Below are 15,183 nucleotides of genomic sequence, written 5' to 3'. Positions count from 1 at the left end.
CAGGGGCCGAGAGCACCAGTGTCGATTTGGGGGATGGAACCAATGGTGGTTCAAGATTCATGGGCTGGAACGACGTCGTCGCTCAGCCGATTTGTTGCTGCAGAAACCGCTAGTGCGCTGAATGCTTACCGGGCTCGCCCTGATCTTGTCCGCGAGCACAGCAATATCGAGGCGGCCATCTCCCAGGGCGGCTACGGCCGCAAGCAGCTTAACGAACTCGTTCAAAACGCAGCGGACGCCATCAAAGAACCAGGCGGCCGCATCCGCGTTGTTCTGACGACAGACGCCCTGTACTGCGCAAACGAAGGACAGCCTTTCACCGAGGCAGGCTTCAGGACACTAATGTTGTCCCACTCCTCCGAGAAACGGGACGACGAGATCGGCCGGTTTGGCCTGGGGTTCAAATCGGTTATTCAGGTAACTGCAGAACCCCGCATCTTCAGCCGAAGTGGCTCGGTCTCGTGGAGCCAGGATCAAAGCCGCAATCTCCTTGAAGGACTGTACCCGGGCCTGACCGCCTATCCCATTCTTCGCCTGGCCGCCCCGGTGGACCCCGACGTCGAAGCGGCCAAAGACCCCGTCCTCTCTGAGCTTTTTGAATGGGCCACCACGGTGGTCAAGCTTCCTCTGAGTGGCAGCGTCACCTGGCTCTCGGACGAAATGAAGAAGTTTCCCGAAGAGTTCCTCCTCTTCTCCGACAAAATTGGTTCCCTTGAATTTGAGGACAGAGCCCAAAGCTCGTCCTGGACGTGGACCGCAACACGCGACGGCAGCCGCGTCAGCCTCTATGACGGCGCCAACAGCAGCGAATGGCTCATATTCAAAAATAGGCATGAAGTTAGCCCTCAAGCTGCGATCGAGGCCGGCAGCATCGTTGCGCGACAAAATGTCGACGTGACTTGGGCTGTCCCGTTGACAGGCAACCAGCGGCGCAAGATGGGCCGCTTCTGGAACTACTTCCCGACTCAGCACGAGACGTCGCTTCGCGGCATCGTTAACGCGGCCTTCAAAATGAATGAAGACCGCCACAGCATGCTGGAGACCCTCTATAATCGGGAAATTCTCACCCGGACACTTCCCCGTATGGTGGCAAGCGCACTAAACGACCTCAGGACTCCGGAAGATCCGGCTCTCTTTCTGGACATTCTGCCGTCGCGTGACAAGGAGTCAAGTTCGTGGGCCGACTCCGTGATCAACAAACCCATTTTTGAAATTCTGCCGTTCGCGCCATGTCTGCCGGACAGATCCGGCATACTCAGGCTCCCCAATGAAATCAAAGTACAACCAGCACTGGAAGAAGCGACTCGCCTCATCGCTCTCTGGGACTCATGGGTGCCAGCTGACCGCCACTGGCTGCACTCGTCAGCCCTACGGCGGGACTTCCAGGTCATGCGAATTCTGAAGGAAGCCAACCTTAAGCGCGCCTCACTTGAAGAGTGGCTGGAAGAAGTTGCGGCAGGTGGAGAACTTCAGGATTACGAGAATTCCCTGCAGCTCGCCGCGATGATCGACAAGTCCTACACCGACTACCGGCCCGCAATGCGACGAAGCCGGATTGTGCTCATGTCAGATGGCAGCGTCCAACCGCCAATCACTTCGAGGGTATTTCTGCCCATGAAGATGGATGACGAGTCCGCCAATGTTGTGTCTTACGAGCTTATGCATCACGGGAATGCGAACGCTTACCTTCGAGCCCTCGACCTCCAGGCGCAAGACGGCAGGGGTATCGTCAATCGTGTCGCGAGCGACGTCGCGGGAGACTATCTAGACTCAGAACTAGCTGGATCCCTTTGGAAATTAACCCGGTCGCTGTCCGTTCCGGAGAGTCTCTCCATACTTAATGAGAGGACAGAACCGACAAAAATTCTTGTTCGCTGCCGCGATCACAAGTGGCGCACGCTCGGTGATGTCTGGCTGCCGGGTGGCTTGATTCCCCAGACCAATATCGGGGACGAGCACCTCCTAGTGGACGATCAGTTCCATGCCCACGATCTGGCCCTGCTGAGAAATCTTGGCGCACGAACGTCGCTTGGGGACACGAAGATGGTCCGCGCCGGGGGCACCTACGATTTGTGGAAAGGGCAAGAGGCTACGCGCTTTTCCAATGAGACCCGAAACGGACCGGTCCGTCTTTCCGAAGCCGGGATACGCTTTAGCCAGGCTTTGACAACAGATGGTCTCCATCTGTTGGCGGATGCGTCTGCAGCAACCCGCGCAAAGGTTACGCGAACAATTTTGGGCCGGCCGCAGTACCCGACAAAAGTTGAGTTCAGCAGCGGCTTTAGGGCCGCTGAGACAATCGACGGGCCAGACCTATGGTGGGTTAAAAACCACGGCGCTTTTGAGACCCCTCTTGGCTTAGTGGACACCAAGCACTGCGTCGGCGAAATCGATGGGATTCCCACGGACTACTTGCCATTTCCAGGCGAGGAAGAAGCTAAGGCGTTAGGACTGCCCACCGATATACGCAAGATCCAGTGGAGTTTTGTTCTGTCTCTTGCAGAGCAGCGTCTGCCCATTCTGCAGTTGCATGAACTTTATGGCGCGCTAGCCGTCCTCGATGTACGTCCACCGAAGGAGCTTCTAACCCCTCTCGGCGGAGGCCGGAACACACGCTACCTGACGTCAGATGTGATTCTGGCTGCGGACCTCGACTCCCGCGACTACCTGGTTGATACGGCGGACGTCCCCGTCATATACACCGGTCATCCAGATTTGGACGAAGCCCTAGCCGAGAACTGGGGGCTAAGGCCGGTCACGGTCGAGTTCCATACCTCAGCCCGTGCCACACCTCTCGATGGGGAGGCACCCGAGAGTATTAAGTCGAAGTTTCCGTTCCTAAAACGCGCAGCCAGCGAAGTTGCCGTTCAGACCCTATGCGTTCCTTGCACTTCCGTAGACGAAGTGCGAACGAACAGCTTCGACTCGCGCGCGGAAGCTACACCCAAAGCGTCATACCTCCAGGATGGTGTCCTTTACTACCGGGCCCCGCAGGGTGACCAGGCGTTGCTCACTACTATTCTCGGTGCCTTCGGCAGTAAACGCGCGTCGGCGCAGGTCATGCAGGCAATGCGGCAGCTCAAAAAAGACGATGAAGCTCAAGCAAGAATTGGACGAGTCAACAAGCAGAAGACGGATGCCGGCAAGATCGCCGAACTTGTCGGTCGTGAGACCCTTCAAAAGCTAATTCCGGACGCGGTCATGAAGATGCTGGATGCGCGTGAACTTGAGCTCACCGACGAACGCCTGTTCGAGATCGTCAGCAATTTGCACGGCAGCAGCCTCCTTAAAGTGCTCAAGCCTGCCTTGTCTGAAGCTGGCATTGATACTCCTGATCAGTTCCGCGGGGGACGCACAGCCCAAGAGTTCGTGAAGGAGCTCGGGTTCTCCCCAGCCATGGCTGGAGAATCCATCAAGAAGAAGCCGGAACGCGAAGAGTTCGTTGGACCGGTGGGTTTGAACCCCCTTCACCCGTACCAGGAAACGACCAGCAAGAAGATCGTCGGCCTCCTTTCTGGGGAAACGAAGCACAGCCGCGGCTTGGTGCAGTTGCCTACGGGTGCCGGCAAGACACGGGTAGCTGTTGAATCCGTTATCCGGGATATCAAAGCCTCTCCGAAGGAAGACCACCGCCTGGTCATCTGGATTGCCCAATCTGAAGAACTTTGCGAGCAGGCCATCGACACGTGGACCTACGTCTGGCAGGCAGCGGGAGTTCCCGGTGAACGAATGGCGGTGAGCCGGTTGTGGGGCGGGAACACCGCCATCCGAGAGGAAACCAAACTCCACCTCGTCGTCGCAACCATTCAGACGCTGAGCAGCATCCAACAGACCCGCAGGTCCATGTACGAATGGATGTCCAACCCGGATCTCGTCATCATTGATGAAGCCCACGGGGCTACCGCAACGTCATATACCCCGGTCCTTTCCTGGTTCGGCCGCTCATTCACCGAAAAGTCCCGGTCCCTGCTTGGTCTTTCGGCCACGCCATATCGGGGCACGAACGAGAAGGAGACGGAGCGACTTGTAGCCCGATTCGGACGTAACCTCATCGAGCCGGATGAGTTCAGCGCGGAAAACGCCCACGAGTATCTTCAGGGCATGGGCGTTCTGGCCAAGGTCAATCATCGCGAGCTGAAGGGTATCGAGCTCAGGCTGAAGGACATGCGCTCGGCCACAGACGGGGATTCCCAAAGTGCAATGCTTGAAGCCCGGATCGACCTGCAGCACGTAGCGGACAGCACGCAGCGCAATGAAGCGATCCTCGACCATATCAAGGCATCTGAGACGAAGGGGCCGACCTTGGTCTTCGCTGCTTCAGTGGAACACGCCGAAGCTCTCGCAGCTGTCCTGTCCGTTGAGGGCGTTCCTGCAGCGGCCATCTCGGGAAAAACGGACTTGGGCCACCGACGCTCTATAATCGAAGATTTCCGCAACGGAAAGATCCGTGTGCTGACCAACTTCGACGTGCTTACCCAGGGTTTCGACGCACCCAAGGTCGACGCCGTATACGTTTGCCGACCTACGTTCTCGCCGAATAAATACATCCAGATGATCGGCCGCGGGCTCCGGGGACCGCTCAACGGTGGAAGCCAAGAGGTCCTGATAGTCAACGTCAAGGACAACTTGGACCAGTACGGCGAGAAGCTTGCGTTTACCCAGCTCGACTACCTGTGGAAAGACGGTTCGTAGTGCTCGCCGAGATTGAACTGGACGAAAGTCAACGAGACGTTGCGGAAGCCGAGCCGGATGCCCGAATGTTTGTGACGGCAGCGGCCGGGCAAGGAAAAACGGAGGTCCTTCTGGCCCGGGTAAAGACCTTGGTAGAAGCTGGCTTGAATCCTGCCGACGAAATCTTGGTGCTCAGCTTTTCCCGGGCGGCTGTCGAAGCTGTCAGGAAACGGGCACGCATCCATGATCTCGATGGACTTCAAATCCGCACTTTCGACTCCTTTGCGGCGCAGATTCTGATCGACATGGACGAAGAGACTCTGGGCGACAGCTTTGACGCCCGGATCCGAAAAGCCACGAAATACATCGCCGGGGACGAGACGCCCGATCGGCTCACTTATCTGAAGCACATCCTGGTCGACGAAGCTCAGGACCTCGTGGGAGACCGAGCGGAGCTGGTCTTGGCGTTTTTCTCCGTCCTCGGTGACGACTTCGGTTTCACCGTGCTGGGCGACCCATTGCAGGGCATTTACGACTTTCAATTGGAAGAATCGGAATCCCAACTCACCTCCGCGGAGCTCATCGAGACCCTCGTCAAGGAGTTTGGCGCCGAGCAACAGACGCTGGCAAAGCACTACAGGGCGGTGACCGATCGCACCCGGGAGCTCATCTCCGTTGGCGACGAGATCCGCAATCTGGGAGCGCTCAACAACCCAGCGTGCGAGGCCGCACACAGCCTGCTCGATGACTTCCGCAGAGAAGTTTCCAGCACCTCCGTATTGAATGAGTCCGGTGCGCTCAGTCCGAATGACGGCGACACGACCGCCCTACTGTGTTCGACCAATTACGAAGTCCTCATCGCGAGTGAACTTTTGTGGGAGAACGGGTATCCGCACCTGATCCGGCGGAAGGCACAGGACATGAGTGTGGCGCCCTGGGTTCATGAGATCTTCAAGGACTTGGAAGACAGGACGTACGACGCCGACGAGATAAAGTCACGCCTGCACCAGCTCTTCGGAGACGCAGCTGCCGACCGCTGGCTCGCGTTGAAGACAGCCGAGGGCAACTTCTCAGCGTACGACTCACTAAATGTCCCCCAGCTCAGCCAACGGCTGCGCAGCAGATCGATCCCGTTGACCCTCACGGTGGCCGACGTCGCCCCGTTGATCGTTTCGACAGTACATCGGGCCAAAGGGCTCGAGTTCACCAATGTCCTTTATCTACAACCGGAGTTCGGATCTCCCGCCGCAGAACAGAACGCAGCCACCGTGAAGCAGAAGTACGTAGCCCTGAGCCGAGCCCGGGAAGAGATCGTCTCCACCAAACTGCCGAAAAAGATCCTCAAGCGCGCCGACGGGTCAACGGGACGATGGCTGGAGAAGGGTTACGGGAAATTCGGTCAATACACGGCACGGATGGAGTTCATGAACTCCGACATCGACGACGTTTCGCCGTATTACCCGACAGACGGAGACGCTCAGGCGGTGCAAAACAGCCTTGTACTGGATGACCTTCTGGGAGAAGTCGTTTCCGGCCGCATTGACTCCCAGCCGGAACCCGGTGAGGTTCCCCGCTACACGCTAACTACCAGCGACGGCCGCGTGCTTGGCCGAACCAGTAGATCTTTTGCGTACGCACTGAAGAAGAATTTCGGCTTCAAAGGACACCGCGGCCAAGAGTGGCCCATCGCCTTTACCGGCGCCCGGGTCACATCCATCGAGTGCGCCACCGGTCATCCGGAGGAGACCAAACTCGCAGGACTCGGTTCCTCCGGTATGTGGCTGGTACCCCGGCTTACCGGACTTATCAGCCGGATCAAGGATTAGGAGAATGACAGTGTCGAAACTGGACAGTAAATACGCCTTCCGCCGCGAAATCGTGGATCGCCTTGTCACCGACCTCTACGGGCCCGGCGCTGCCGATGAGCTCATCACGGAGCGCCCTCTTGAGCGGTATGTGACAGGAGTGCTCTGGCCGGCTGCAGATGACACGTATGCAGAGGCCCCGGACGAGCCGGAGTCCGTAGCTGCCACTTCCGGCGAGGCCTCCGTCGACAGCCCCGTGGCGAACGCACGGCTGACCTACCCGAGCAGCGTAGGCATGACGGTCTCCGTCGACACCAGGCTTTCTACCGTTCTGCTCGTATCGCCTACTGCGGCCAGATATGCCCCAATCCCCACTGTCCGGGACAGCGGTAGCAAGCGCCGCGACGTATATGACTGGCAGCGTTTGCCTGCAGAACTCCCCGGGGTGGAAATCGACCTGGCTTCAGCTGGGCCTCAAAGGCATCTGTTGGAGGGCGGGGCTTTGGAGCTATACGCCTTGGTACGCATTCCCGAAGAGACTGTCGTCACAGTGACCGTAGTGCTGCGGAACACGCAGCCCAAACCTGACCCCACATCAGACAAAGACGTGGCGTGCTGGTTCCAGGCCGGCGTTTCCGTTTACACCGAGAAGCCCGCTCTTGTGGATCGTTCAAAGCTGCGCACCACCCTTCCCGCGGACCCCGACCTGGCGTCTTCCGAACTCCTCTACCGAAACCACATGGTCTTCGGCGCCGGACACGGCTGCGCGGTCGATGTGGAGGCGTCCGACGTCGATGGCCGGCTCTGTCAGCGAGTGACCACCACGTTTGTTCCCCGGCAGGATGTCCACCGGTCCATGGCTGGCGTCAGCAACGCCAACCTGTCGCTCTCGTTCATGGGTTCGGCCACGCGCGAAGATGTCGTCGCGCAGCTGGACTTGCTCGCGGAGGACTACGCATCGTGGATCACTGCCTCCAGCGCCTCGGTGACAGCAGAAGGTCAAACCCAGGTCCCTCCGCACTTGCGCGGTGTCGCTGCCGACCATATGAAGCAGGCGGGAACGGCACGCGACCGAATCAAAGCTGGCATCCAGCTCCTGGTCGACGATGATAAAGCCTTTGAGGCATTTCAGCTGGCGAATCAGGCTATGCACATGCAGCGTTCGCGCCAGGACTGGGTCCGGAAAGGCGCTGTAGGCGAATTCGCACTTGGCGCCCAGGCGTGGCGTCCCTTCCAGATTGCGTTCATCCTCATTAACTTGCCGTCAGTGACGGACGATCAGCACCCGGAACGCGACATTGCTGATCTTCTCTGGTTCCCCACAGGTGGAGGAAAGACAGAAGCTTATCTGGGGCTTGTCGCCTACCTCCTGCTGCTCCGACGGCTGCGGAACGCAAGCGTCCGGGGCGTGGCCGTGGTCATGCGCTATACCCTCCGGCTTCTAACGATCCAGCAATTTGAGCGTGCTGCCATGCTCATTTGTTCCCTGGAATCTGTTCGACTGGAGAATGAGCACCGGGTCGGCGGTGCACCGTTCGGCATCGGGCTCTGGGTGGGCGGAGGGGCTACCCCTAACGACATCGCAACTGCACGAACCAACCTGGGAAAGCTTCGAAACAACCAGGAAGTCGTCGAAGGCAACCCGAAGCAGATCGAGGCCTGCCCTTGGTGCGGCACTCGACTCACAGTCGACGACTATCGGATCGTCAAAGTTCCCTCGGACCGGATGATCGTCAGCTGCTCCAATAAGGCGTGCGACTTCTCAGATGGACTCCCCGTTCACATTATCGACACGGACGTCTACCGGGAACGACCCGAACTTGTAATCGGAACCGTCGACAAGTTCGCCGGTATGTCCTGGCGAGGTGAAATCGCAACTCTGTTCGGACGTGTCTCTCCTGCCGATCTGGGCCCGGACCTCATCATCCAGGACGAACTGCACCTCATCTCGGGGCCCCTCGGTTCAACCGTCGGTCTCTTTGAAACAGCGGTCGACCTGGCGGCAAGCGGCATCGGACGTGAAGATGGCTCCGCCAGTCGAAAGCCTAAAATCATTGCCTCGACGGCAACAATCCGACGAGCCAAGGATCAGATCCGGTCCGTCTTCAACCGCGAATCCAGCCTGTTCCCGCCGCCCGGGCTTGACCCCGACGACTCCTTCTTCGCCAACAAGGCGCCCTCCGATCAGTTCGGAACACGGCAATATGTCGGCGTCCTGGCATCTGGCACGAGCCACGCCACGCTCATGGTGCGCACCTACGCATCCCTACTTCACTCAGCGAACGTGATCGACGGGGCCGCAACAGAGGACCGCGACCCGTACTGGACGCTGGTCGGTTACTTTAATAGCCTGCGCGTGCTTGGCTCCGCCTACCTGCAGGTCTACGACGACGTCCGGGCCCGCTTGAATCTGCTGGCCAAGCGAGACGGCAGGCTCGAGGGACGTGGAATCCAATTGAGTGAGCTCACAAGCCGCGTGGAAAACCACAAGATTCCGGAGGCGCTCAAGTCTTTGGAGAAGAGCTTGATGAGTAGCCAGAGACCCGAAGACGTCGTGCTGGCAACGAACATGATCTCAGTGGGCCTGGACGTCGACCGCCTGGGTCTCATGGCAGTCATGGGACAGCCCCAATCAAGCGCTGAGTACATTCAGGCCACAAGCCGCGTCGGGCGACAGCACCCGGGCTTGGTAGTAACCATCTTCAACGCAGCGCGCACACGGGACCGCTCACACTACGAATCCTTCAACGACTTCCACGGAGCCCTGTATCGGGCCGTTGAAGCAACCAGCGCGACGCCGTTTGCAGCCAGATCGAGGGATCGCGGCCTCCACGCCACGCTGGTCTCGGCGCTAAGAATGCTGGTCCCCGATTTGAGAAGCTCTGCCGGCCACGTCCGGGATGAGTCACCAGCCGTGGACGAAATTATGTCGTGGATACGCAATCGGGTCCTCGCAGTTGACCCGGAGGAAGCTGCGGCCACTAGTGAAGAGCTCGAGCGGCTGCTGAACATCTGGCGGAAAGCTGCGCTTGCCGACGATGATCTCCCATACCAGGACACAAAGAAATCCCCCCGCTCGCTCCTTATCGATTCAAGCAAGGCCCTCGAAGATCCCGACTTCGTCTACAGCACGAGCAGCATTCCTTGGCCGACACCTCGGAGCATGCGCGACGTTGATGCCGAGACCGCCCTTCGGCCAGCCCCTATGAGGAAGGACGCCTCCCTTGGCTAGAAAGACCTACGCTGCCCGACGCAGCCAGTTGATCTCCACGTTCGGGGTGGGGAGCCTATTCCCGGCCGAAAACAACAGCTTCATGATCACCAGCATCGATCAATGGGACAGGAAACACCTGAAACCGGTCAGTGAGCCACGCCTTGCCCGCAGCTTGGGGGTGGCCGAGCTTCTACTGCCGCCAGCGGGCGCCCGCGGGAAGATTCCTGTCGTTCGGTTTCCGCAAATGCTCGTGTGCCCTAGCTGCAACCGACTAGGACGTATTCAGCAGCTGCAGGCCTCCTACGAGGACCCCAAGTGTGGCTTGTGCAAGTCCCTGGCCCCGCTCACCCCGTCCCGTTTTGTCGTCGCATGCGAAGACGGACATATCGATGACTTCCCGTATTCCTACTGGGTGCACGGCTTCACGCCGACTGAAGATGCTAACCATTTGCTCTCCCTTGCTTCCGAAGGCCGCACTTCATCGCTGGCAGACATGGTGGTTCGGTGTTCTTGCGGGAAATCCCGGACCATGGCCGACGCGTTCAATTCCGTGGCATTGAATGAGATGAAATGCCAAGGCAATCGTCCTTGGCTCGGCTGGGGCTATCGGGAACGCGACTGCGGCAAGGCTTCTAAGACTGTTCAGCGCGGTGCGTCAAATGTATGGTTCCCGGTAGTTCGGTCGGCAATCTCGATCCCGCCATATTCCGAATTTCTGGCCAAGGTCGTTACGTCAAAAGCCTCCCAGCTCAGTCAACCGCAGGCTCTGGAGCCCGGTTCCACTTGGGTTCTCGAGGGCGTGGTTCAGGAATTTGACGGCCGCTTCTCCGTGGATGAACTTCGCGCTGAAATCAGGCGTCAATTCCATGGCAGTGAGGAAACTGAGCTTTCCGAGGACCAGCTGCGGGAGCAGGAGTTTCTCGCGCTGATGAACGGCCGCCGTGACAGCCCGGACACCGATTTTGTCGCTGAGAAAGTCGCCGTACCGGAGGCCTATCAGCACTGGATCAAGGCGGCACGAAAGGTCACCCGGCTCAGGGAGGTCCGCGCCCTGTGCGGCTTTAGCCGTCTGCACCCCAAGAGCGAAGACAAGCCTGACGCCAAGTTGTCGCCGCTGTCACCTGACGACAACCGACCGAATTGGCTGCCCGCGATTGAGACGCTGGGTGAGGGACTCTTTGTGGCGCTGGACCGATCACAGGTTGAGGCTTGGGCTGAAACGGATTTCGCAGCCGGCAGGGAGAAAACTCTCCGCCTGAATGCGAAGCGTGCAGCTGAGCAGCGCGGCCAGGACCCGATTCCCGTGAGCATTGTTGAGACCCTGATCCACACGCTCTCCCACATCATCATCGACCAGCTCTCCCTGGACGCTGGCTACCCCGCGTCGTCGATTCGGGAACGCCTCTATGTAGGTCCGGATCAAGTCGGAGTGCTCTTGTATACGGCATCGTCCGACTCTGCAGGCAGCTTGGGCGGCATCGCAGCACAGGCGAGCCCCAGGCGCCTCGGCCCTTCCTTGGATGAAGGACTGTTCCGCACGTCCTGGTGTTCGGCCGATCCTGTCTGCATCGAGTCCCGCGGATCTGGTACCGATGCACGAAACCTGGCCGCCTGCCACTGCTGCGTCCTTGTGCCGGAGACAAGCTGCGAACTTTTCAATTCCAATCTCGACCGGGGCTCCCTGTTTGGCGTTCATGGTCAGATCGGGCTGGGCTTCGTGGACTGGGCAGCCCTAAACCCCGTGACCATCGCTGGCGCCGAAAAACCAGGCAGCGCTTCGGACATTTCCCACGACGACAACGTCCCTGTCAGCGTGCGTCAAAGCCCCTGGTTGACAGTCTTCGCGGAATCCGGTCCCGAGCTCCAGGAACTCATTCCCGAGCTCGTCGAGGTGAATGTGGAGCTTGGAGACTGGGGCGCCGATATCGGCCCCGAGAACCAGTGGCAAGTTGACCTATCGTGGGCGACCTCGCGGGTTGCGGTACTTGTCGAACGGGATGACGAACGCGACGACTGGCTCGCGGAACAAGGTTGGACTACCTACCACACGAACGATTTTGCACCGGCGGACCTCGCGGACAAGCTGGCCGACAAGGTCTACTAATGTTTTGCTTGGGGGGTCGGTGCCCCGACCCCCCAAGCAAAACCGGGTCTTAGTCCAGGAAGTACTCGTAGCTCAGCGGCTTCAGGTTCTCCGGCGAAGGCCGCCAATCCGGGTAGACACTCATCGTCCCGTCGTCGGTGGTGATGGAACCATCGATGTGGCGCTCCCACTGGATATCAGCCACCACTACCAAGTCCGTCAGGCCATAGTCATTAGCGTGCGTAACCTCATTGCGCGTCAGAATGACTTTCTGGACGTATCCCTGAGAGCCCTTCACCTCGATGTGACGCTCTTCGCCACCACGTATCGCCAGCAAATCGTAGGAGCGGAAGGCGCCGACGTCTTCGACACTGTACCCAGCTGCTTCGTAGTGAGCAATCGCCTGCCGGACGGCCTGCATCTCGATTGCCTTCTTCAATATCGGGTCGGCGCAGAAGCCGGCGTAGCGCTGCCTAACGCCATTTTGTCCGCTTACTGGCGGTGCGATGAGTGGCCGGTCGAACCCGCCCCAGTCGCTGTCAGGGAGCAGATCCGGGGCAGCTTGGAGGACTTCCGCAGGTAGCTTGAACAAGTATCCCTGGTTCGGCTTCAGGCCGCTGGTGGGGTGCTTCTGGAATGGGAAGTAAATTGTGAATTTGCCGCGCCCAGTTGGAAATTCAGATTCGAGGTCTCCCTTAATACCAAGGATGTCGGCCTGATGGTCGGCGCGTAGATCCGTCAGGAGATAAGGGCGCGGCAGCGGGGTATAGCCGGTCAGCGGGATGGTGTTGGCGGGCTTTCCATACCAGTCACCTGCACGGGGCTGCAGTTCCCCAGCCACTATCGAGGCGCCGTACATCCCCGACTTGAATCCCATTGGGTTGTTCTTCCCCACCCAATGAAGCACAACGTCGCCGATGCGCACGTCCTTCATCAGGTCATAGCGAGACGTGTCGGGCGCAATCAGCTCACTCCCCCAAGTCTCGACGTTGACCAGTTCCATCCAGTAACGCTGCGAGGCGTCGCCGTCCCACCAGCGCGCTTTGTTTTCAACCGTGCCGATCGTCATTGCTCCCCCAATTGTCTGTGACCGATCCTCATAAGAATTGAAACTATTTTGTACCAAGCAGCTCCGACGGTTTTCCGCTCCACGACACGACCAAGCCGTCGCGGGCGCGTGTAGCCGCGACATATAGCAGCGACCGTTCACGAAGAATGGCGTCAGCCTGCTCCGCCGGCGCCAGGCCCTTGACCTGATAGGAGGCCGGCAGAGTCTGGTCCGAAATCCCGAAAAGAACCACTCTCGTGAATTCCATACCCTTCGAGCGGTGCATAGTCATCACTGACGGCACGCCAGGTACCGTCGCTGCACTAGCTGTCCTGGCTTCGAGATCGCGTTCGTTCAGCCCGTTGATGACTTTGCCGATCTGAAAATTGGAGCGGACCAGGATTCCGACGGTCTCCAGAGGAACTCCCTCGTCTTTCCACTTCCGCAAATACTCCGCGAGGTTGTCCAGTTCCTGAGCGATCGACGCAGCGGGTACTTCCTCCGGCCGCGGCCCTACCCGCGATGAGGTATAGCCATTGATTGATTCCTGATCGCCCTCAATATCCGTTACCGGGGCACCGCTAAGTAGCCCGACGGCGTAGGCCAGGTTCTGCCGGGTAGTGCGGTAATTGAGAGTCAACCGGCGTGAACGGCCGACGATGCCAATTCCGAAACGGGACAACGGGACCTTCTGACCGTAGATGCGCTGGTGCGAATCCTCCGCGATGAAAAGGTCGTCCGGTCCCTGCTGGACCAGCTCCCGGAGGAACAACCAGTGGCCGGCGTGCAGGTCCTGGGCCTCATCGATGAGCACGTGGTCCGCCATCCGCGTCACGCCATTCTCACTACGGTGCCGGAGCACCAAAGCTGCTAGGTGCGCCAGCTCCACGAACGAGGCATGCATCTCGATGCGGTTGTAATACCGGTAGGCTTCCACGACGTTCCAAACAGCAAGCCGCTTCGCACGGTTCAAGGCTGTGCCGCGGCCGGCGCGGGGCACCTTCAGGTACTCGTCCTTGCCGCTGATGAAGTTGGGCAGGATCACCGTTTCGTACTCCTGCTGGAGGAATGTCGGATTGGCTAGTTCGAGTTCCAGCTGATGATCGACGTCGGCCAGTGCTGACTCCCATTGTTGGCGGGCACTATCCGCGTCCAGAATCTTGCCCGGCGCAGAGACCTCCAGCCCGAAAAGTTCCTTCATGGCGAGGCGCTGCTCAGATTCCTGTGCACCGCGAAACACCTTGCTGACCAGCGAATCGACGCCGGAGACAAAGATGCCAGCTGCGCCTGGCTTTGCAGCCCGGGGAAGGTCGGCATCCAGCTTCAACAAGCCACTTTCCAACGATTCAGCAAGGGTCGTGGTGTAGGTCGTCAGAACGATCGGGGACGCCGGTTCAGCGGCGGCCAGCATCCGGGCGCGGTGGAGAAGGACCACGGTCTTGCCGGTTCCGGCACCTCCGGAGAGGCGGAAGGAACCGTTGTAGTGGCGTTCCGAATAGACACGCTGTTCCGGATGAAGGAACGTCCGCCAGGATTCGAAGTCTCCCCCTTCGATGACCTTTTTGAGCTCATCGGAGTTATCGCCCACGAACGTAAATTGCATCTTCGTGGCGGGATGCTCCAGCGACTTCCGGATCTTCTCCTCTTCAGTCGCCTGCGGATCGTCCACGTAGCGGCTCAGCGCGAGCTTGTCTTGGACTTCCTGGACGGAGGAGCCGGCAGCCAGTTCAAGGAGTGCAGTTGCTTGCCACTCCGGCGCCTCGTCCAAGACGTTCAGGAGATCCTCGTCCGAGGACGCGGCGAACGCCCGGCCCACAAGATCTGCGGCGAGGCCAAGTTCTGAAACCAATCCAGCTGGATCCATGCCGCACTGAAGAAGCGGATTGATCCAGGATTCAGCGGTCCCGCCGCGATGGGACTCCGGCACCTCCACCTGAATCTGAGTCTCGACGTCGGGCTCCGGCCTCGGAGCATCGGGAACTACGGGAGCAACAGGAGGAAAGGACGGAGCAGCGGGGGTGTCACCGTCGGGCGTGGAGGCCCGGATCACCTCGAGGACGCCGTTGACGGAGTTCACCTGAAGCACGCTGGAGCGGGCGATCTCGATTGCCTCGTCATGCGGCCAGGCGCCGTAATAGAAGTAGTGCGGGATGGTGTCGAATGCGACCTTGAAAAGCACCGCCCGGTAGTTGAGATCGATCCGGCCCGTACGCACGCGGGGGTCAGCGGGAGTGTGCATGGGTTCGATATGGAGCCCGGGCGCGGTGTCGTCCTTCTGGAGCTTCTCGAAGAACGAGTACACCTTGTTCTTCATGGTGCCGTCGATCTTGTCCTTCTGCTTGATCCATGTCACCAGCGCCAT

6 protein-coding genes are annotated in these 15,183 nt (G+C 59.3%); 4 read left to right on the top strand and 2 right to left on the bottom strand.

Annotated features, from left to right (window positions below; translation table 11 throughout):
- The first annotated feature begins 42 nt into the window (after positions 1–42).
- The 4 genes from AC1MCD_RS05155 to drmB are packed head-to-tail and all read left to right on the top strand — an operon-like array spanning position 43 to position 11,794.
- Positions 43–4,692 (top strand): DEAD/DEAH box helicase, encoded by a 4,650-nt coding sequence (locus AC1MCD_RS05155; protein WP_498676471.1) that lies wholly within the window; start codon positions 43–45, stop codon positions 4,690–4,692.
- The gene (locus AC1MCD_RS05150; RefSeq protein ID WP_498676469.1) at positions 4,692–6,497 is read left to right on the top strand and encodes a UvrD-helicase domain-containing protein; all 1,806 of its coding nucleotides are present in this window, start codon (positions 4,692–4,694) and stop codon (positions 6,495–6,497) included. Before AC1MCD_RS05155 ends, AC1MCD_RS05150 begins: the two co-directional genes overlap by 1 nt.
- Positions 6,498–6,501: 4 nt before the next feature.
- Positions 6,502–9,708, top strand: a complete 3,207-nt coding sequence (locus tag AC1MCD_RS05145) for a helicase-related protein (RefSeq protein WP_498676467.1) — start codon at positions 6,502–6,504, stop codon at positions 9,706–9,708.
- Positions 9,701–11,794, top strand: coding sequence for a DrmB family protein (gene drmB, locus AC1MCD_RS05140; RefSeq protein WP_498676465.1), 2,094 nt, complete (start codon positions 9,701–9,703; stop codon positions 11,792–11,794). The genes AC1MCD_RS05145 and drmB overlap by 8 nt, the downstream gene beginning before the upstream one ends.
- A 49-nt stretch (positions 11,795–11,843) precedes the next feature.
- Here drmB and AC1MCD_RS05135 read toward each other — a convergent pair whose 3' ends face one another.
- Both AC1MCD_RS05135 and AC1MCD_RS05130 read right to left on the bottom strand, forming a co-directional pair.
- A complete protein-coding gene (locus AC1MCD_RS05135) occupies positions 11,844–12,842 on the bottom strand; it encodes a protein NO VEIN domain-containing protein (protein WP_498676464.1) in 999 nt (332 codons plus the stop codon).
- Between the two features lie 43 nt (positions 12,843–12,885).
- Positions 12,886–15,183: a 3'-5' exonuclease gene (locus AC1MCD_RS05130; RefSeq protein WP_498676463.1), complete on the bottom strand. Its 2,298-nt coding sequence runs from the start codon at positions 15,181–15,183 to the stop codon at positions 12,886–12,888.

Source organism: Arthrobacter sp. BF1 (assembly GCF_056680215.1).
The sequence above is the reverse complement of the archived record's forward strand: the minus strand, read 5'-3'. Positions and strand labels throughout refer to the sequence as shown.